Source organism: Romboutsia sedimentorum, assembly GCF_030131845.1.
Classification (GTDB): domain Bacteria; phylum Bacillota; class Clostridia; order Peptostreptococcales; family Peptostreptococcaceae; genus Romboutsia_D; species Romboutsia_D sedimentorum.
In genome coordinates, this window is sequence record NZ_JASKYM010000007.1 from 76,143 (window position 1) to 95,754 (window position 19,612).

The following is a 19,612-nucleotide window of genomic DNA, read 5'->3' on the forward strand; positions in this document are numbered from 1 at the left end:
TTTTAAAAGTCTAGGGTAGAATTAAAAATTGTTTTTTGATAAAATACATAAGACATTATTTTTAGAAGGTGATATATATGAATAACGGCGGCGTGTTTATTGCTATAGAAGGAGCTATAGGTGCAGGTAAAACTACACTTGCAACTATACTTAACCAACACTTTAATTATACCCTTTTGAGGGAAATAGTTGAAGAAAATCCGTATTTAACAAAATTTTATACCGATATTAAAGAATATGCTTTACAAACAGAAGCATTCTTTCTATTTAATAGGGTAAAACAGTTAGAAGACATCCAAAAAAACGAGTTAAGCAAATCACAAGGAGTAGTTAGTGACTATCATATTATAAAAAATCTTATCTTTGCTGGAATAACTCTTGATAAAATGCAGTTTCATAAATATAAACAAATGTACAATATATTTGTTAATGATTTACCTCAACCAGATATAATAATATATTTAAATTCAGATACGAACACTTTAATGAAAAGAATAGCTATGAGAGATAGAAGTTTTGAAAGACAAATGGATAGGAATTATATACACGAATTAAGTAATGAATATAAGTATTATTTTAACCCATTGTCTATAAAACATAATTTCATGGGTAAAGAACCTATAGTTATAGAAATTGATAACTCAAAGTTAGACTTTTTAAATAATGAAGATGACAGAAGTTTTATAATAAACAAGGTAGAAGATGCGATAAGTACCTTAGGAGGAAAATCATAATGTTCAATTTGGTAAATAAATGTAATAAACCTTTAAATAGAGATTTGTTTATAACAGTAGCAGGAAATGTTGGAGCAGGAAAATCTACTTTAACAAAATTGGTAGGAGAAAAACTTGGATTTGAAACTCACTTTGAAAAAGTTGATGGAAATCCATACTTAGAAGATTTTTATAGCGATCAAGAAAAATGGGGATTCCATTTACAATTATATTTCTTAGCTCAAAGATTTAAGCAACAAAAGGAAATAGATAATAATGGATTAAACAATATACAAGATAGAAGTATATACGAAGATGTTGAAATATTTGCTAGAAATCTGTTTGATAATAAAAAAATGAGTAAAAGAGATTATATAACTTATAGAGATTTATTTAATGATATGGTTCCTCATCTAAGAAGACCAGACTTAATGATATACTTAGATGGTTCTATAGATACTATAGTTCATAGAATAGGACTTAGGGGTCGTGAAATGGAGAAAGCTGTTGACCTAGATTATTGGACAAATCTTCATAATAGATATGAAAGATGGATATGCGAGTACGACCAATCTCCTGTTTTATATGTAAATATAAATGAAACTGATTTAATAAATAATCCAAAACATCTTGATATGTTATGTGATAAAATAAAAAATATATTAGGAATGTAGACATCTACATTGCCTTTTTTTGTGAAAAAAGAATACCTAATTAGGTATTCTTATAATAATATTCCTATTAAAATTATCGCTGCTACTACTTGTAATGTCCCTACAAACAATCCATATAGCGATACTGCTTTTCCTTGTTTTATTAAATGTTTTATATTAACTTTTAATCCTATTGCGGCTAATGCTATTACTTCAAACTTATTACTTAATTGTTTACAAAATGCTGAAATATCTGGAGATATTATATTTGTAGAAAATAATATACAAGTTATAAAGAATCCTAATACATACCAAGGTACTTTTACAGTTCCACCTTTAGCATCTTTTACTTCTTCTTCAATTATATCTACATTAGATTTATTTTTTAGATATCCAAATAAAAATACTACCGCTACTAATAATACAACCCTTACTATTTTAAATATAGTTGATAAATCTTTTACTGGTTGATTAACCATTGCACCACTAGCTACAACTTGTCCTACTGACTGTAATGTAGAACCTATTAAAGCTGATGTTTGTACAGTTTCATGATTATATAACTTTCCTGCTAAAAATGGTAATAAAAACATTAAGAATATCCCTGTAACATTAACTATTGTTATAACTATTCCTTTATCTTTATCATCAGCATCAATAACTGGTGCTGTTGCTGCAATTGCTGATGAACCACAAACTGCATTTCCAGCTGCCATAAGATATCTAAAGTTATCTCCAAATCCTAATTTCTTACCTATATATAAAGCCCCAACTATCGTTACACTCATTTGTAAAATAACAAACAATACCGCATTAAATCCAAGATCCATTAATGTAGATATACTTAATGTTGCACCTAACAATACTATTGAATATGATAACAAATCAGTTTCTGAAAATTTATATCCTTTTTGAAATACTTCTTGTCCTAAAAATATATTCCCTACAAACATTCCTAAAAATATAGAAATTGTAGCTGCTCCAACATTTGGTACTATATTTGCAAGTATCATACTTATAAGTCCTACAACTAATGCTACTATAAATCCTGGTATTATTTCTTTTATATCTTTTAAAACTTTACTATCTTTTATATTATTTACTGACATTTCATCTACATCCTCTCTTTTATAATGTCATTATCTATGTATTTAGTATATATTCTACTTAATCATAAGTAAAATAAATAAATACAATAATAATCATTAACATTATTAATAATAAGATGTATAATATATCTACAGAATATAATTGATTAGGGGTGATTTAATTGTTCGAAGAATTAAAGACTTTTATTGCAGTAGTTGAGTTCAAGAATTTCACTAAAGCAGGTGAACATCTAAACTTATCGCAGCCTAGTGTCAGTACTCATATAAAAAATCTAGAAAATGTATTTAGTGTTAGATTAATAAATAGATCTGTCAAACAAAAAACTATTGTTATAACAGAAAGTGGATTTACTTTATACAAAAAAGCTAAAGAGATATTAAATTTAATCGATATTACTCATATGGAAGTTCTAAATACTTCTAATTCACTCAAAGGACATTTAAAAATCGGGGCGAGTTTAACTATCGGAGAATATGTTTTACCTAAGTTCTTAGCGATATTTTGTAAAAAATATCCAGATATCGATATTGAAGTTTTTATAGAAAATACTTCTATTATATGTTCTCACTTAAAGGAACTTACTTTAGATATAGGTCTTATAGAAGGTACTTCTTCGTCTTCATCTTTTATTCAAGAGTATTTTTTAGAAGACAAGATGGTGTTAGCATTTCCATATAACTCAGAGTTAATTACAGATAATTTTTCTTTTGATAAACTACAAAATCAAAAATGGGTAGTTCGCGAGGAAGGTTCTGGTACTAGAGAATTTTTGAATATGTTTTTAGGTACGAATGAGATTGTACCTAATGGTATTATGGTTTTGGGTAGCAACTATGCGGTTAAAGAAGCAGTTAGGAATAATCTTGGTATAACTATTATATCCAACTTTGTAGCTCTTCCTGGTGTTGAAAATAAGGAACTTTCAATAATTGAATTAAACAATCCTTATGTAAGACATTTTTCTTATATCCTTCCTAAAAATATTACTATATCTAAAGCTTCACAGGTATTTTTAGAAGAATTTAAAGAATATACATCTAGTTTATAATAGTTTTCACAAAAAGGACCTTGAAATTTCAAGGTCCTTTATATATCTTTATTTACATTCCTAATTCTTTAAATTCTCTACTTCCTGGCTTAACTAATGCTATGTTTCCTTCTTTACATAATGGACATTCATGTGCATCATGTACTTGTATATCAAGCTTTATAGCACTGTATATCGGCATTCCTATATCATCATTAGTTCTGTTTGCTATACAAGCAACACCTATAACTTCTCCACCTAAAGCTTCTAATGCTTTTTTCGTTTCTATAGTTGATTTACCAGTTGTAACAACATCTTCAGCTATTATTATTCTAGCCCCCGGCTTAACTTCAAATCCTCTTCTTAGTTCCATTACTCCATCTTTTCTTTCAGTAAATACAGTTTCTTTGTTTAATTGTCTTCCTAGTTCATAAGAAACTATAACCCCACCCATTGCAGGTCCTACTACTAAATCTATTTCTAAATCTTTTATTTGCTCAACTACTGTGCTTAATACATCTTTTGCATATTGTGGAAATCTTAAAACTTTAGCACATTGTATATATCTATTGCTGTGCTTTCCTGAAGATAATAAGAAGTGTCCTTCTAATAATGCATCACTTTTCTTTAATATATCTACTACATCTATTTTATTCATATTTACGTCCTCCGAATTTATCTTTTAGTTTTTTAATTTTATAATATGCCTCTTATTTCATCTAAGCTTTTTATTCCTTCTTTTATCATAAATTCTTCTATTCCATCTATTATTTCAAGACCTATTTTAGGATTTATAAAGTTTGCTGTTCCTACTTGTATGCAAGTAGCTCCTGCCATTATAAACTCTATCGCGTCGTTAGAATTCATTATTCCACCCATTCCCATTACTGGTATTTTGACATTTTTGCAAACTTCATGAACCATTCTAAGAGCTATTGGTTTTATTGCTGGTCCTGATAATCCTGCATATATATTTTCAAATACGGGCTTTCTTTTTTGTATATCTATGGCCATAGCTTTAAATGTGTTGACTAAAGATACTCCGTTTGCACCTTCTTCTTCACATACTTTTGCCATTTTTATTATATCCTCTGCATTTGGTGATAATTTAATTACAAGAGGGAGATTTGTAATATTTCTTACTTCTCTTACCACTTCTCTCGCCACTTCATTTTTTATACCAAATGCCATTCCCCCTGCCTTAACGTTTGGACAAGATATATTTAACTCTATCATGTCTATTGGTTGGTCATTTAATAATTGAACACCTTGTAAGTAATCTTCTAAAGTTCCACCACCTACATTCGCTATTCTTACTAAATCTAAATCTTTGAAAAATTGAAGTTCATTATCTATAAATCCTCGAACACCTGGATTTTCAAGACCAACACTATTCATCATTCCAGATGAAGTTTCGCAAACTCTAATACCTAAATTTCCATCTCTTTTATTTAATGTAAGCCCCTTACTGCTTACACCACCTAATTTTTGTATATCATAAATTTCATTGTATTCTTTTCCAAATCCAAATGTCCCCGATGCCATCACTAGCGGATTTTTAAAGTCTATATCTCCGAATTTTACATTTAAATTAGCCATTAAACATCACGTCCTCTCCCCAAAATACAGGGCCATCTTTACAAGTCTTTTTGTTTCCAAATTTAGTTTGACACGTACATACTAGACAAGCTCCAACTCCACAAGCCATGTGATTTTCTAAAGATACCATTATTTTCGTATTGGTACCTTCAACCATCTTAACTAGTTTTTCCATCATTGGTGTTGGACCACAAGTTAATATATAATCATATTTTTCAACATCTAAGATATCTGTTACAAATGTATTTCCTGTTGCTATATGAACTTCATTACAGATTTTTTTGTACTCATCTTCTAGTATTGATTCATTTCTAAATCCAAGATAAGCATCACAATTTTCTATATTCTTAGCTACTAAGTACAGTGGTGCTATACCTATTCCTCCACCTACTAAAGCTACCTTGCCTTCTACCTTTTCATATCCCGTCCCGTAAGGACCTTCTAATTTTATGGTATCATCTATTTTTAATTTACTTAGTATTTGCGTTCCTTCTCCTACTACTTTGTATAAGAAAGTTATACTATCTTCATCTATATCATGTATACTTATTGGTCTTGAAAGAAGTGGAAACATATCCCATGCTCTTAACATATAAAATTGACCCATTTTTCCTTCAAACTTACCTTCTACTTTCATAAGATACATATCTTCACCTATATATCTATTTTCACAAACCTTATACATCTAAATAGCCCCCTTTGTCATATGCTGATTAATTTGAGTTTTATATACACTCTAACATTTTGTTTTGAAAGCTATCTGCTATATCTTCAACTCCTAAAAGTTTCATCATTAATGCCATTCTTACAAACATTCCATATTTAGCTTGCTTAAAGTACACTGCTCTATCGTCAGTGTCTACATCTTCATCTATTTCATTTACTCTTGGAAGTGGATGCATTACTAGCATATCCTTTTGAGCATTTTGCATTTTAGCACTATTTAATATATAGTAATCTTTTAATCTTTCATATTCTGCTTTATCTTCAAATCTTTCTTGTTGTACTCTTGTCATATATAAAACATCTAGACTTCCTATGACTTCATCTAAGTTGTTAGTTTCATAGTATGCATGCCCTTGTTCTTGTATAGATTCTTTTATGTATTCAGGCATTTTTAATTCATCTGGAGATATAAACACAAATTTAGTGTTTTTGTATCTAGCCATAGCTTTAACTAAAGAGTGAACTGTTCTTCCATTCTTTAAATCTCCGCATAATCCTATTGTATGATTTTCTAAATTTCCTTTAAGGGATTTTATAGTAAGTAGGTCTGTTAGTGTTTGAGTTGGATGTTGATTTCCTCCGTCTCCTGCGTTTATAAAAGGTACGTCTGAGTACTGAGATGCTTCGTGAGCCGAACCTGCTACTGGATGTCTCATCGCGATTACGTCTGCATAACATGCTACAGTTCTTATCGTATCACCTAATGATTCTCCTTTTGATACAGATGATGAATTGGGCTCAGAAAAACCTACAATACTTCCACCTAATCTGCACATTGCAGCTTCAAAGCTTAATCTAGTTCTTGTTGATGGCTCATAGAATAATGTAGCCAATAATTTACCTTCACATATACGAGAATATTTTGACGGATTGTCAATTATATTTTGAGCTAATGATAATATTTGATCTATTTCGTTCACCGAAAAGTCTTCTGGTTGGATTAAATTTCTTCCTTGTAATAACATATATTTTCCTCCTTTTTCAGCCTCTCTGGACTGAATTTAAAAGTATTTTTTTATTCTGATTGAATTCTAACACCTTTTCTTTTTAATGTCAACCTATTTTATACAGTTTATATTTAAAATAATTCTTAACTATGTTAAAAGTATTTACCAAAAAGGAGCTATCTCGTAATCAAGATAACTCCTTATAATTTCACTATTATATAACTCTTTTAGCTGTTACAAATGCTGATACATAGTAAGAAGAGTTTATGTTTGTAATCTTTACAGAATCACCTGGTTTTGGAGCGTGTATCATGTTACCTCCACCTATGTATATACCTACGTGGCTTACACTTCCAGTTCCATTAGTACTAAAGAATACTAAATCCCCTGCTTGTAAATTCGATTTACTTACAGTTTGTCCGTATCCAGCTTGTGAACCAGATGTTCTTGGTAAATTAACTCCAGCCGCATTTCTATAAACGTATGAAGTAAGACCTGAACAGTCAAAGCTATTAGGACCTTCTGCACCCCAAACATATGGAGAACCTAATTTAGCATAAGCTAAGTTCACTATTGCTTGAGCAGCTGATGTATTACTTGTTGGTGGGTTGTTTGAATCTTCACCTTCTGATGGTTTTTCAACAGGTTTTTGAGTTTCTCCACCGTTATTGTTATTATTTGAATTATTATTATTCGAATTGTTATTATTCGAATTATTATTATTTGAGTTTGTATTGTTGTTTTGCTCATTGTTTGAAGTTTGGTTATCGTTCGAATTTTCATTGTTGTTTACAGTTTGATCATCATTTGATTTTGCATCATTATTTTGATCTACATTGTTATTTGAATCAACATTGTTGTCTACAGCTTGATTATTATCTGTATTTTCAACAACTGGAGTTTTTTCATCTTCAACAACTGGTGCTTTTTCAACTTCTATAACTGGCGCTTTATCAGCAACATATAATGATCTTATATATCCTTCTTCTTCGCCTTTCTTAACTTTCATCCAACTTCCATTATCTTCTATAACTTTTACAGGGCTTCCTATTTCTAATTCTTCTACTACTTTAGCTTCTGTATTAGCTTCTTTTCTAAAGTTTACTTTATGTTCAGTTGTGTATCCATTAGCTTCTTTCATATCTACGAATCTTGATGGTATCCATCCTTCACCGTCAGCAACTGATACTTTTACCCAGTCTCCTTGAGTTCCTAAAACTTTGAACTCATCTCCAGTGTAAGCTATATGTTGAACAGAACCTTGTTCTCTTACTTTTACAGCTACGCCTTCTTTAACAGTAGCAACTTTATATGTAACGTCTTTAAATTCACCTAAATCTATAGTTGTGCTTGCGCTTTTTTCTTTATTTTCTATTTCTTTATTTTCTATTTCATCTGCATTTGCAATCGAGTTCATTGATAAAGCCACAACTGATGCAAACATTGGTACTAATATTTTTTTCTTCATTGATATTTTACCTCCAAAAATTCACCATAAGACATCTTACGTGTTATTTTTATAGGTGAAGTTGTCTAGGATAAAATTTTAATACATAAAATATTCCATGAAGTCTTTTGTAACTTTTTTGTAATCTATCATAACATTTTATGTAGTATTCTTATATTAAGATATCGTATTCGCAAATATTTACCTTTTATAAAAATATAATAGTTTTAATTAGCTAAACTAATTATTTTATCCAATGTATCACCTAAATATACATCTTTTATCTAAGTATATATTAAGTATTGCAAAAAGTAAAGTTTTTTGAGGATTTACTTACATATTTCAACCATTTTTAAGCATAAATTAACCATTTATGTTAATTTTTACGTTGAAATTTAAACAAAATTCTTCGCTAATTTATTTATATGTATATTCACTTTTTCTACATTAATTAGCGTTGTTTTTTCAACATTTTCTTTTATTATCTTTTGAATTTTATGAATTTCTTTTATTTGTGAAACGTCATTAATTTTAATATTTAAATGTATATTTATAATATTATTTGCATTAATTACCTCTAATTTGTTAATTTTTTCTACCTTATCTATCTTATCTATTTCATAATATATAATTTGTTCTATAACATTTGGATTTATGTAAAATTTACCTATATAGCTAAATGTAGGTCTTATTATAGTTTTTTCTATTATTTTACAACTATTGTTATTTTTTCTAAAGAATCGCTTTAATGAATTTATACTCATACCACTAGCTATGGGTTTTATTTCCATAGTAGGAACTGGTATTATATGATTTCCTTTTTTTCTGCATTTTCTTGCTATAGCTATTTCATTTTCACTACTTATATCTTTTATATTTATTATTTTATAAAGTTCTTTCATATCTAGCTTTTCTAATATCTGATTTATCATTTTATTAGATGTTCCTAATACTAAGATTTTATCTATATTTTCTTGTTGAAGTTTTAATTTCACATTGTCTCTATGATTTTCATCATTAAAAATAGCCCTTTTTACTGCTCCCATAACTGTTTTAGCTTGTTTTGCAGACACTCCAGCTATTATCTTATTTTTATGTATCAAAAGACCATCATCAATTATATACTTTATATCATTTTCATAAGCTAATTCTAATGCTTTGTAACTTTTCCCTGTTCCGCTAGTACCAACTAATGCATATATTTCCATATATTTTACCTTCTTTTTAAATTTTTAGTTACATAATTATACCATTATAACTAGTATAAAATAATAAATCAAAGTATGAAAGAAAAAATATTGTACTTAGTGATGCAAAACTAAAGCATATTAATACAAAATAAGAAGTAGCTATGTGCCACTTCTTATTCTTTACTTATTAATTATTCAGTTGCTAATAAAGCTTTTTCTTCTACTATTTCTGTTTGAGGAGTATCACTATACCACCCTCTCATCTTCATAGCATCTGCTATTCTCTTTATAGACATCATATATGCAGCAGTTCTCATATCTACTTCATATTCTTTTGCTAAACTCCATATATCTTCAAATGCATCTACCATTAGTTTCTTTTGCTTTGTTTGAACTTCTTCAAATGACCAATTATATCTACTTAAATTTTGTACCCATTCAAAATAAGATACAGTAACTCCACCACTGTTAGCTAATATATCTGGAACTAAAGTTGTTCCATTTTTAGATAATATTTTATCCGCTTCTGGAGTTGTAGGTCCATTAGCACCTTCACTTATTATTTTAGCTTTTACATCTCCTGCATTTTCAGAAGTTAATTGATTTTCTAACGCACATGGCATTAATATATCTACATCCATAGTTAATATATTATCCTCAGTATGCTCTGCTCCTTCGAATCCTTTTACTCCCCTATTAACCTTATTATACTCCATTAAAGCTTTTATATTGATTCCATTTTCATTATATATAGTTCCAGTATGATCCCCCACTGCAACAACCTTAGCTCCTGCTTCTTCTATGTACATACCTGCATAACTTCCAACATTCCCAAAACCTTGCAATGCTACCGTTACATTATTTAAATCTATATTTAATTTTTTGGCAGCTTCCATAGCCATTGTAGCAACTCCATATCCTGTAGCTTCTGTTCTAGCTAAAGAACCATAGAAATCTACTGGTTTACCTGTAAATACACCTGGTTGGAATTCTCCTGTAGCTTGAGCATACTCGTCTACCATCCAAGACATTATTTGTCCATTTGTATTAACATCTGGAGCTGGTATATCTTCTTTCTCACCTATAATTGGTGCTATTGCTCTTGCAAATCCTCTAGCTATTTTTTCTAACTCAGTTTGTGAGTAATCTCTTGGATCAATAGCCATTCCACCTTTTCCACCACCATATGGAATTCCTACTACTGAACATTTAAATGTCATCCATGTTGATAAGGCTTTAACCTCGTCCATACATACAGCTGGATGGAATCTTAATCCACCCTTAAAAGGTCCACATGCATTGTTATGTTGAGATCTATATCCTGTAAAAGATTTAGTCGTACCATCATCCATCTTAACTGGGAATGATACTTCCATAACTCTCATTGGATTTTTCAATATTTCATATACTGCTGGATCTGCACCTAGTTTGTCGCATGCATGTTTAACCTGTTCTCTTGCTATTTCTAATACATTCAAAGTTTTTTCTGCCATTTTGAAGCCCCCTAAAAATGCTATATTATTATTAATCTCTAGTTCAGAAAACCCTTTCCCCGAACTTATGATTTGATTATACCATAATTTTTTTAATTTGGTTAATTTTAAAATTGTTTATTTTTTAACTAAAAAAAATTGAACTATTCCCTATCAAGTAGACTATTTATAATTTCTACTTAAACAGGGTCAAGTCCAATTTTAACTATCTACCATAAAGGGAACATCTCAAATAAGTTATTCTTTTTTTTATTTATTAAATTTTTCAATTAGTTCATTTAAGCAATTTCTGCACATAGGAAAATTTTTGTGATAAATAATATCTTCTTGGCTATCACAAAAATTACAATTAATTATACTTTTTTCAACTTGTATATAATTTTTAAATAATTTTATATTGACTACTTGATTATCTTGAAAATTTAATGCATTTCTCATCTCCTTTGGTAGAACAAGTCTACCTAAACTGTCAATAGCACGTTCTACGCCTACGGATAAATCTTTAGAATTGTTGTTCATTACTACCTCCACAAATTAATTAATCTATTTACTTCATTTTATTGGATATTTATGTAAAAGTAACTGGAAATAATTACATCTTATCTATATTGTCATATATTTATATAAACAACGAATTTATATAGATATATGACAATATACTAAATGAAAATGTTTTTATAGTTTGAAAAATTAAATTTTAAGAGCTAATAAATAAGTAAATAATGTCTCGTTTGCGTGACATCATTTACTTATTTATTAGTTTTTCATTGTCCTGTTTGCGTGACATTTATATTTAAATATTTTTAGTTTTATATAATAAAATGGAGGGCAATTGCCCTCCATTACTTATAGTGTTTTTTAAATTTAAACGTTATAGCAAAACTCTCCATTTTCTTTAAGAGCTAAAAAATCTGCATAACCTACATCAAATATTCTGTTTTCTAAATCAGGTATCTCTATTTTATTTTGTATTAAATAAGCAAGGGTACCAGTATATGATATGTCACCTTGAGCAACTACACCATAAATAATATTATCTTTATATATGAATTTTTTATAGTTTTCTTTATCACATCTAGTTACTACTTTATAACTATCGTCTATTGGATGAGTTATTCCTAATGATACAGTAGCAATGCCCATAAAATTCATACTATTTTTTTGAGAGAAACTATCTCCTATTTCTCTTTCAAATCCAGCCATATTATAAGCTGCTGTAATACCTTGTTTTACAGCCAATGGCCATATAGCATTTTTGCCTACAACATCACCTGCTGCATATATATCCTTTTGAGTTGTTTCACATTTATCATTTATAACTATACCTCTGTCATAATCTATATTTGTGTCTTTTATAAAATCTGCATTTGGTTTAACCCCTGTAGCCACAACAATCATGTCACACTCTATTATTTTTCCATCTTTTAGCACAATTCCATTTACATCGTTATTTTCTTTCATAGATATTTCTTCAATAGAAACATTTTGATATAATTTTACACCTGCTTCTGTTAATTTATTTTCATATGTCATGGCACAATGTTTATCTAATTGTTTATTAAGTATAAAGTCTCCAGTATTAACTAAACACAATTCAAGGTTTTTATATTCTAATAGCCCGACAAGTGCATCTATTCCAACCAATCCAGCGCCTATTACTGCTACCTTTTTAGAATTAATTGCTTTTTCTTTTATTTTATACACATCTTCTATATTTCTTAGTGGGTATACATAGTTTGCTTCCCTTAAGTTTTTTATAGGAGGTATAAAAGCTGATGCTCCAGTTGCTATTAAAAGCTTTTTATATTCTATTATTTGGTCTTTAGTTTCTACTGATTTTATATTTGAATTTATGTTTAAAACTTCTTTTTTATTTATCCACTTTATATTATTGTCACTAAAAAAGTTTTCATCTACAAAGTTAATATCTTCTGTACTTTTATGATTAGATATAACATGATGAAGCATACAACGAGAATATACTTTTTCATCTTTTGATATAACCACTATACTAGCTTCTTTATCTAATTCTCTAAGTGTTTTAGCTGCATTTATTCCAGCTGCACTAGCTCCTAAAATCATATAATCAATAGTATTTTTAGACTTAAATATATTTAAAATTTTATCTAACATATAGCATCCCCCTTTTGTAACTCTAATGCTCCACTTGGACAGTTTGCTACACATTTAGGATATTCTTCATCTTTACATAAATCACATTTTAATACTACTTGCTTAGTTCTATCATCTACTTTAAGAACTCCATAAGGGCAAGACATTACGCACATATAACAAGAACCGCATTTCTTTTCATTATATGATACTATCTCACTTTCTTTATCTTTGACCATAGCTCCACTCATACAAGTTAATACACATTCTGGTTCGTCACAATGTCTACAAATTATAGGTACAGGTTTATTATCTTTGTCTAATTCTATATGTCCTCTGCCATCATTATCTATATTTTCTAAATTAAGAGTATATATATCGTCGCTATCACTATGCTTTAACATACAAGATAAAACACAGTTTTTACATCCAGTACATAATTCTTTATTTATCAATATTCTATGCATAGCATTCCACTTCCTTTAATCCTAATTTTTGTCTTCTATCTATTATAATTTCTTCTAATTGATCTGCTGAAGATTTAGGGTCTGGATTAATAATAATGTGGCCGCCTGTTAAGTCTTTTAATTTTTCTGTTAAAACTTCTGTTACTAATTTTCCACCTGTTATAAATGGAGGTAATGCTAAATGAAGCGGTAAACCTAATGCTAATCCAAATGCTCCATCAGCTAGTGCTTGTTCTTCTAACCATTGTGGTGCTGATAAAACTAATGGTAATTGTGGTAAATCTATTCCAAGTTCAGCTGCTAATTCAGTTGCAACTATCTCTAATCTTCCTATTGCTAAACATGGTCCAAAGTTTAATACTGGTGGTATACCTAGTGACTTGCAAACTTCTTTTAAGTTATCTCCTGCTAAATCTTCTGATCCTGGAGACATAAGCCCTACATTTTCAAGTCCTCCTGTTGAACATCCTGCTGATAAAACTAATATATCTTTTTTAATTAAAGCTTTAGTTAATTCAACTGTGTTTACATCATGACCTCCAGCTGTCATATTTGAACATCCAACTACAGCTGCTATCCCTTTTATTTTACTTTCTGCAATTAATCCTATAAGTGGCTTCCATGAATCTCCTAAGAATGCTTTTAAATTCTTTTCACTTACTCCTGTTAAAGATTGTTCATATCCATGATCCTTTGGTATATCTATTTCAACTACACTTCTTCTTTCTTTGTATGATTCTAATGATTTGTTTATTAATTCAGTACTTATTGCTTCTAAGTTTTCTCTATCAAATTTAACATACTCTGCATTAGCTTTTTTAGCTACATCATCCAAACAAACCATCTTAACTTTGTATTTATCTGCTATTGGTTCAAGCCCTGGTATTGTACAGTTAAACTCTGATAATACTATATCTATAGCCCCAGTTGATAGTACAGCTTCACTTGTAAAGTTGTTTCCTGCATGACCTGCAAATACTTCTTGGTAATGTTCACCTCTTAATTGTAAATCTTGACCAACACAAGTACATCCTACTAACTTAAATCCTTTTGCTCCTGCTTCTTTGGCCATAGCTACTACATCTGCATCTTTTAATCTATCTTGGAAATGAGAGAATGTTGAATGTTGGTGACCTGTTATCATTATATTAATATAATCTTCATCAATTACATTAAACCCTACTGGAGCCATTCTTATAACTGGTTCTCCTAACATAACATCATTTAAAAGATTTGTTAATGTAAGTCCATATAAACCTGTTGATATTCCCAAGTTCAAGCAATTAACTAACATATCTACTGGGTCACTACTTAAGTTAGTTGAAGATTTTACTATAGCATCAAATACTTCTGATTTAGCTCCACCTGGCATTATCCCTAATTCTTTCCATTTCTTAACTCTTGGTGCATATGCTATTTTTTCAACAAGTTCCATTTTTTCATCTCTTGGTTTATATAAATCATTTATAACTTTTTCAGCTACTTTTATACACATCTTATGACTATCGTTTTCCTCTATTTCAAACATCTCACCTAAATTTCTTAGAGCATTTATGCCTTTTATATTCCCTTTAGTTTCCCCTAGATGTTTTAAATTTCTTGCTGTATTTTCAACTACATGCAAATAACAAGCTGAACCTGATGCTACAGCTCTTAAAAAGTTTCTTGCTACTATTGTGTCTGCATCTGCTCCACATACCCCTTTTGGTGATTTAGGCGTTACTCTACATGGTCCATTTGCACACAATCTACAACATACCCCTTGAAGTCCAAATCCACATTTAACCTTTTGATCTTCAGTTCTGTGAAAAGATGTTTCTACATCCTTAGACGCAACAAATTTTTCTAATTTCTTATCTGCACTCTCACACATTTTACAAGTATTACAAGACATTTTTAAATTCCCCCTTGAATTTTTTTTATTTAATTTTTAGTCTTATTGAATTTAAATTTATAATGATATGATCTTTGACTAAGTTTTAACTATATAGATTAATTTTATTTATATCATATACTTACCGTCTTTTTATTAAGTTCAAACATTTTTATTTGAAAATATTAACATTTTTTTATAAATATAATTTTATTTAGCAATTTCAAAAAAAATGTTTTCCTAACTATATTCAATATAGTACTTTTTTTATTCATTTTTACTATATATTTATAAGTTAAATATAATATTAATTTTATAAATCTTATTTTTATAATTTACAATCAATATTCATATATTTTTCTTAGTTTTTTTTGTCATAATCTTAACATTATTGTAGAATTATTTAATTTGTTAAATGATAGTATTTTTGTTATAATATTACTGAATAAAATAATTATTTTAAGGGAGGATTTTAATATGGCTTACATAATAAATGATGCTTGCATAAGCTGTGGTGCTTGTGAAGCTGAATGTCCAGTTGAATGTATATCTGCAGGAGATGACAAATACGTTATAGCTGCTGATACTTGTGTTGAATGTGGTGCTTGTGCAGGAGTTTGTCCTGTTGACGCTCCTCAACCTGAGTAGTATTTGTATATAATAATGTTTAAATAAAAAAAGATGAACTCTTAATTTAAGAATTCATCTTTTTTATTTTCTTTAAAATTAATTTTTAATTCATTTCCTTAACTATATTAGCCGCCCATTTTTTAGAAAGAGCTCTAGGTACTCCAAATATGAACTTAACTATTTCTTCTGCATAAGTAAGTAAGACTAATATATAAATAGGTGCTCCATTAAATGCAGCAAAGAATGTTAATGGTATTGAAGCTAACCACATACATCCCAATTCTAAGAAAAGAGCATATTTAGTATCTCCACCACTTCTTAAAACTCCTATTACTATCAATGTATTAAATGACTTAAGTGCCATCATTACTCCCATTATAATAAATATTTTTGTTATATCAGGTGTTAAAGCTTCAGATACACTAAATATTTTTAATAACAATGGAATGTTTATTATTAGTAACGCTCCAAATATTAATCCTGCTATAAAAACAAGGATAGAGAACTTTTTAGCGTATAGTATAGCTCTATCTAAATGATCTGCACCAAGCTCGTTTCCTAGCATTATAGATGCTCCAATAGCTATACAAACAGCTGTCATTATAAAGAAGTTCCCAGTACTTGTGGCAATTTGGCTAGCTGCAATAGCAGACGTTCCTGCCTTTGAATATGCAACTGAATATAAAACAGTACCAACAGCCCATGCGCTATCATTTAAAATTATCGGTAAACTCTTTGATAAAAATGCTTTTACAAATATAGAATCAATAAGTTTTAAATCTATCAAACTAAATCTTAATATATAATCTTTCTTAGCAAAATAAACATATCCAAGAATTAAAACTAATTCTACTAATCTAGCAATAACAGTTGCTAATGCAGCACCTTTTACACCTAACATCGGAAGCCCTAAATTACCAAATATAAGACCATAGTTAAGTATTATATTTACTACTAAAGCAGCTGAACTACAAAACATTCCAAGTTTAGGATTTCTAACTCCTCTTGACCCCATACTAAATACAGTACTAATAGCAATAAGTGGATAACAAAATACTACAATACTAAAATATTCAGTGCAAAGTTTAATCACTTCTGGATCGTAAGAAAAAATATTAATAATACCAGTTGGAACAACTAATGCTGGTATGAAAAATAACAAGCTCAGTATAATTGATAAAATTGTACTAAAGCCAGTAACCTTACGAATATTACCTACATCACCTTTTCCGAAAAATTGCGAAATAAAAACTCCTGCTCCACCAGTAATTCCAGATAATGACATATTAAATAAAAAGAAGAATTGATTTGCAACACCTATTGATGCTACTGATGCTTCTCCTAAGCTGCTTATCATTACTGTATCTATTACGTTTACAGAAGTAGATATAAGCTGTTGTATAATTATTGGGATACATAAAGATATAAGTATTTTATAAAATCTCTTATTATCTTCATTTAAAGAAAATAATCCTTGCAAAATATCACTCCTTCATTAAAATATTATGATATAAATCATATCATAATATACTAACTGTGTAACTAAGTTAATAAAAAAAGAAGCCATATTTGGCTTCTACATAAATTCTTCCCATTGTTCATAAAGAGAAGAAAGTTTACTTTCTAAATTTAATTTTTCTAAACTTACTTCTTTAGATTTTTCAGGAACAGAATATACTTCTTCTTGGCATAAAAGTACATCAATTTCTTCAATTTTTATTTCTGTTTCCTCAATCTCTTTTTCTAAATTTTGTATCTTAACCCTATTTTTTTTATCAAGTTCTCTTTGTTCTCTTTCTTTACGCTTTTCATCTTTAATTTGAGTTTTAGTTTTTTCTTCTTTCTCTTCAACTATGCTCATTTCAGTAACTTGTTTTTTCTTTTCTATATAATAATCATAATTTCCAAGATATTCAGTAATTCCTTCTTTATCTAATACTAAAACTTTATCAACTACTGTATTAAGGAAATATCTATCATGAGATATAGTGAATACAGTCCCAGTATACCCATATAAAGCTTCTTCAAGAACTTCTTTAGAGTCTATATCTAAATGGTTAGTAGGTTCATCTAAAAGCAATAAATTCGCATTTGATAAAATTAATTTAAGTATAGCAACTCTTGCTCTTTCTCCACCACTTAATGTAGATATTTTTTTAAATACTTCTTCGCCTTCAAATAAAAATGCTCCTAACATGCTTCTTAAAGTAGTTTGATTTAAATGAGTATTATTGTTCCAAATTTCATCTATTATTGTATTTTCTAAGTTAAGAGTTTTTTGTTCCTGATGGAAATATGAAACGTTTACATTTGTCCCAAACTTAACATCACCAGATAATGGTATTAATTCACTCATAATTATTTTAAATAATGTTGATTTACCAATCCCATTTGCACCTATAAGAGCAACTTTTTCACCTCTATAAATATCTAGATCAAGATTTTTAAATAATGTTCTTTCTCCATATCCCATAGAAACATCTCTTACTTGTAAAACATCATTTCCACTTATTATAGCAGGATTAAATTCAATCCTAGCTTTTTTTCTATCACCATCTGGTTTATCTAAAACATCTACTTTAGCAAGAGCTTTTTCTTTACTTCTAGCTCTTTTTAAATGTTTTTCTCTACCATAAGCTTTTAGTCTTTCTATTGATTCTTCTTGTTTTTTCAAATCTTTTTGTTGGTCTTCAAATTTTTTCTTTTCTAATTCCTTTTCAACAGCAGACAATTGTATAAAGTTAGAGTAATTTCCATTATAGGCTTTTAATTTTCTATTATGAATTTCAAAAACTCTGTTTACTACTTGGTCTAAGAAGTATCTATCATGTGAAATTAAAATAACAGTACCTTTATACTGCCTCAAGAAAACTTCTAACCATTCTATAGCTTCAGAATCTAAATGGTTTGTTGGCTCATCTAATAAAAGAAGAGTTGGTTTTTTTAAAAGAAGTTTACCTAAAAGAACTCTAGTCTTTTCTCCACCAGAAAGTATACTTATAGGTTTATCCATATCAGAATCACTAAATCCTAAACCTTTTAAAACACCTTTCGCTTCAGATTTATATCCATATCCATTCATTTCAGCAAATAATTCTAACTTATGAGAATACTCATTCATAAGTTTATCAAGCTGTGAAGAATTTGGATTAGAACTTTCCTCAGCTATTTTTAATTCTAAGTTTCTCAAATAAGATTCCATTTCTATTAAATCTTTAAAAACTTCTAAAACTTCTTCAAATATATTATTATTTGAATGGAAATTAGTATTTTGCTCTAAATATCCTATCTCACAATCTTTTGAAGTATATATTTCTCCACTATCATAGCTATGTATACCTGATATGACTTTAAACAAAGTGGTTTTACCAGTACCATTAATACCGATTATACCAATCTTGTCACCTTCATTTACAGTAAAGCTTACGTTTTCTAGTATAGAATCTATTCCAAAACTCTTATTTAAGTTATTACACGACAAAACAATCATAAATTTATCCCTCCTTGAACTACCTAAAATTATAATGTTTTGATATAATATAATCAAGGACATTGCATTATGTTTTGCAAAATGCAGTAAAATATTAATGAGTAATTAAAAAATACTCCTTAAGGAGGTGATAGT

18 protein-coding genes are annotated in these 19,612 nt (G+C 29.0%); 4 read left to right on the forward strand and 14 right to left on the reverse strand.

Features of this window, described 5'->3' with window-relative positions:
- Positions 1-77: 77 nt before the first annotated feature.
- Positions 78-734, forward strand: coding sequence for a deoxynucleoside kinase (locus QOZ84_RS12480; protein WP_284133296.1), 657 nt, complete (start codon positions 78-80; stop codon positions 732-734).
- Positions 734-1,387 (forward strand): deoxynucleoside kinase, encoded by a 654-nt coding sequence (locus tag QOZ84_RS12485; protein WP_284133297.1) that lies wholly within the window; start codon positions 734-736, stop codon positions 1,385-1,387. The genes QOZ84_RS12480 and QOZ84_RS12485 overlap by 1 nt, the downstream gene beginning before the upstream one ends.
- Positions 1,388-1,437: 50 nt before the next feature.
- On the opposite strand, the gene QOZ84_RS12490 is transcribed toward QOZ84_RS12485, so the two are convergent.
- Complete coding sequence (locus tag QOZ84_RS12490) at positions 1,438-2,475, reverse strand: YeiH family protein (RefSeq protein ID WP_284133298.1); 1,038 nt, start codon at positions 2,473-2,475, stop codon at positions 1,438-1,440.
- A 161-nt stretch (positions 2,476-2,636) separates the two neighbouring features.
- On the opposite strand from QOZ84_RS12490, the gene QOZ84_RS12495 reads away from it, so the two are divergent.
- Positions 2,637-3,524, forward strand: a complete 888-nt coding sequence (locus QOZ84_RS12495; protein ID WP_284133299.1) for a LysR family transcriptional regulator — start codon at positions 2,637-2,639, stop codon at positions 3,522-3,524.
- Positions 3,525-3,576: 52 nt separating this feature from the next.
- Here the strand turns inward: QOZ84_RS12495 and pyrE are convergent, their stop codons facing one another.
- The 11 genes from pyrE to cooS all read right to left on the reverse strand — a co-directional run bounded on the left by pyrE (position 3,577) and on the right by cooS (position 15,378).
- Positions 3,577-4,161, reverse strand: coding sequence for an orotate phosphoribosyltransferase (gene pyrE / locus QOZ84_RS12500; RefSeq protein ID WP_284133300.1), 585 nt, complete (start codon positions 4,159-4,161; stop codon positions 3,577-3,579).
- Positions 4,162-4,199: 38 nt separating this feature from the next.
- Positions 4,200-5,102 (reverse strand): dihydroorotate dehydrogenase, encoded by a 903-nt coding sequence (locus QOZ84_RS12505; protein ID WP_284133301.1) that lies wholly within the window; start codon positions 5,100-5,102, stop codon positions 4,200-4,202.
- A complete protein-coding gene (locus tag QOZ84_RS12510; RefSeq protein WP_284133302.1) occupies positions 5,095-5,787 on the reverse strand; it encodes a dihydroorotate dehydrogenase electron transfer subunit in 693 nt (230 codons plus the stop codon). The genes QOZ84_RS12505 and QOZ84_RS12510 overlap by 8 nt, the downstream gene beginning before the upstream one ends.
- A gap of 40 nt (positions 5,788-5,827) precedes the next feature.
- A complete protein-coding gene (gene pyrB / locus QOZ84_RS12515) occupies positions 5,828-6,793 on the reverse strand; it encodes an aspartate carbamoyltransferase (protein ID WP_284133303.1) in 966 nt (321 codons plus the stop codon).
- Positions 6,794-6,989: 196 nt separating this feature from the next.
- Positions 6,990-8,243, reverse strand: a complete 1,254-nt coding sequence (locus QOZ84_RS12520) for a C40 family peptidase (RefSeq protein WP_284133304.1) — start codon at positions 8,241-8,243, stop codon at positions 6,990-6,992.
- Between the two features lie 374 nt (positions 8,244-8,617).
- Positions 8,618-9,430, reverse strand: a complete 813-nt coding sequence (locus QOZ84_RS12525) for an ATP-binding protein (protein WP_284133305.1) — start codon at positions 9,428-9,430, stop codon at positions 8,618-8,620.
- A 173-nt stretch (positions 9,431-9,603) separates the two neighbouring features.
- Positions 9,604-10,905 carry a Glu/Leu/Phe/Val family dehydrogenase gene (locus tag QOZ84_RS12530; protein ID WP_284133306.1) on the reverse strand — a complete coding sequence of 434 codons (1,302 nt, stop codon included), beginning with the start codon at positions 10,903-10,905 and terminating at the stop codon, positions 9,604-9,606.
- Between the two features lie 249 nt (positions 10,906-11,154).
- Positions 11,155-11,424 carry an AbrB/MazE/SpoVT family DNA-binding domain-containing protein gene (locus QOZ84_RS12535; RefSeq protein WP_284133307.1) on the reverse strand — a complete coding sequence of 90 codons (270 nt, stop codon included), beginning with the start codon at positions 11,422-11,424 and terminating at the stop codon, positions 11,155-11,157.
- Between the two features lie 345 nt (positions 11,425-11,769).
- Entirely contained in the window at positions 11,770-13,038 is a 1,269-nt protein-coding gene (locus QOZ84_RS12540; RefSeq protein ID WP_331496580.1) for an NAD(P)/FAD-dependent oxidoreductase, read from the reverse strand.
- A complete protein-coding gene (locus QOZ84_RS12545; protein WP_284133308.1) occupies positions 13,032-13,484 on the reverse strand; it encodes a 4Fe-4S dicluster domain-containing protein in 453 nt (150 codons plus the stop codon). Before QOZ84_RS12545 ends, QOZ84_RS12540 begins: the two co-directional genes overlap by 7 nt.
- Positions 13,477-15,378 carry an anaerobic carbon-monoxide dehydrogenase catalytic subunit gene (gene cooS, locus QOZ84_RS12550; protein WP_284133309.1) on the reverse strand — a complete coding sequence of 634 codons (1,902 nt, stop codon included), beginning with the start codon at positions 15,376-15,378 and terminating at the stop codon, positions 13,477-13,479. Before cooS ends, QOZ84_RS12545 begins: the two co-directional genes overlap by 8 nt.
- Before the next feature lie 456 nt (positions 15,379-15,834).
- Between cooS and QOZ84_RS12555 the strand changes: the two genes are divergently transcribed.
- A complete protein-coding gene (locus tag QOZ84_RS12555) occupies positions 15,835-16,005 on the forward strand; it encodes a DUF362 domain-containing protein (protein WP_284133310.1) in 171 nt (56 codons plus the stop codon).
- 85 nt (positions 16,006-16,090) lie between these two features.
- Here QOZ84_RS12555 and QOZ84_RS12560 read toward each other — a convergent pair whose 3' ends face one another.
- Together QOZ84_RS12560 and QOZ84_RS12565 are read right to left on the reverse strand one after the other, a co-directional pair.
- Positions 16,091-17,467, reverse strand: coding sequence for an MATE family efflux transporter (locus QOZ84_RS12560; RefSeq protein ID WP_284133311.1), 1,377 nt, complete (start codon positions 17,465-17,467; stop codon positions 16,091-16,093).
- Positions 17,468-17,563: 96 nt separating this feature from the next.
- A complete protein-coding gene (locus QOZ84_RS12565; RefSeq protein WP_284133312.1) occupies positions 17,564-19,477 on the reverse strand; it encodes an ABC-F family ATP-binding cassette domain-containing protein in 1,914 nt (637 codons plus the stop codon).
- Positions 19,478-19,612 lie beyond the last annotated feature (135 nt).

Excerpts from the sequence above, each read along its gene's own strand:
- QOZ84_RS12555 (WP_284133310.1), top strand. The coding sequence starts at position 15,835 with ATGGCTTACATAATAAATGATGCTTGCATAAGCTGTGGTGCTTGTGAA.
- QOZ84_RS12525 (WP_284133305.1), bottom strand. The coding sequence starts at position 9,430 with ATGGAAATATATGCATTAGTTGGTACTAGCGGAACAGGGAAAAGTTAC.
- QOZ84_RS12520 (WP_284133304.1), bottom strand. The coding sequence starts at position 8,243 with ATGAAGAAAAAAATATTAGTACCAATGTTTGCATCAGTTGTGGCTTTA.
- QOZ84_RS12565 (WP_284133312.1), bottom strand. The coding sequence starts at position 19,477 with ATGATTGTTTTGTCGTGTAATAACTTAAATAAGAGTTTTGGAATAGAT.
- pyrB (WP_284133303.1), bottom strand. The coding sequence starts at position 6,793 with ATGTTATTACAAGGAAGAAATTTAATCCAACCAGAAGACTTTTCGGTG.
- QOZ84_RS12485 (WP_284133297.1), top strand. The coding sequence starts at position 734 with ATGTTCAATTTGGTAAATAAATGTAATAAACCTTTAAATAGAGATTTG.
- QOZ84_RS12490 (WP_284133298.1), bottom strand. The coding sequence starts at position 2,475 with ATGTCAGTAAATAATATAAAAGATAGTAAAGTTTTAAAAGATATAAAA.
- QOZ84_RS12505 (WP_284133301.1), bottom strand. The coding sequence starts at position 5,102 with ATGGCTAATTTAAATGTAAAATTCGGAGATATAGACTTTAAAAATCCG.
- QOZ84_RS12540 (WP_331496580.1), bottom strand. The coding sequence starts at position 13,038 with ATGTTAGATAAAATTTTAAATATATTTAAGTCTAAAAATACTATTGAT.
- pyrE (WP_284133300.1), bottom strand. The coding sequence starts at position 4,161 with ATGAATAAAATAGATGTAGTAGATATATTAAAGAAAAGTGATGCATTA.
- QOZ84_RS12535 (WP_284133307.1), bottom strand. The coding sequence starts at position 11,424 with ATGAACAACAATTCTAAAGATTTATCCGTAGGCGTAGAACGTGCTATT.
- cooS (WP_284133309.1), bottom strand. The coding sequence starts at position 15,378 with ATGTCTTGTAATACTTGTAAAATGTGTGAGAGTGCAGATAAGAAATTA.
- QOZ84_RS12545 (WP_284133308.1), bottom strand. The coding sequence starts at position 13,484 with ATGCATAGAATATTGATAAATAAAGAATTATGTACTGGATGTAAAAAC.
- QOZ84_RS12530 (WP_284133306.1), bottom strand. The coding sequence starts at position 10,905 with ATGGCAGAAAAAACTTTGAATGTATTAGAAATAGCAAGAGAACAGGTT.
- QOZ84_RS12480 (WP_284133296.1), top strand. The coding sequence starts at position 78 with ATGAATAACGGCGGCGTGTTTATTGCTATAGAAGGAGCTATAGGTGCA.
- QOZ84_RS12510 (WP_284133302.1), bottom strand. The coding sequence starts at position 5,787 with ATGTATAAGGTTTGTGAAAATAGATATATAGGTGAAGATATGTATCTT.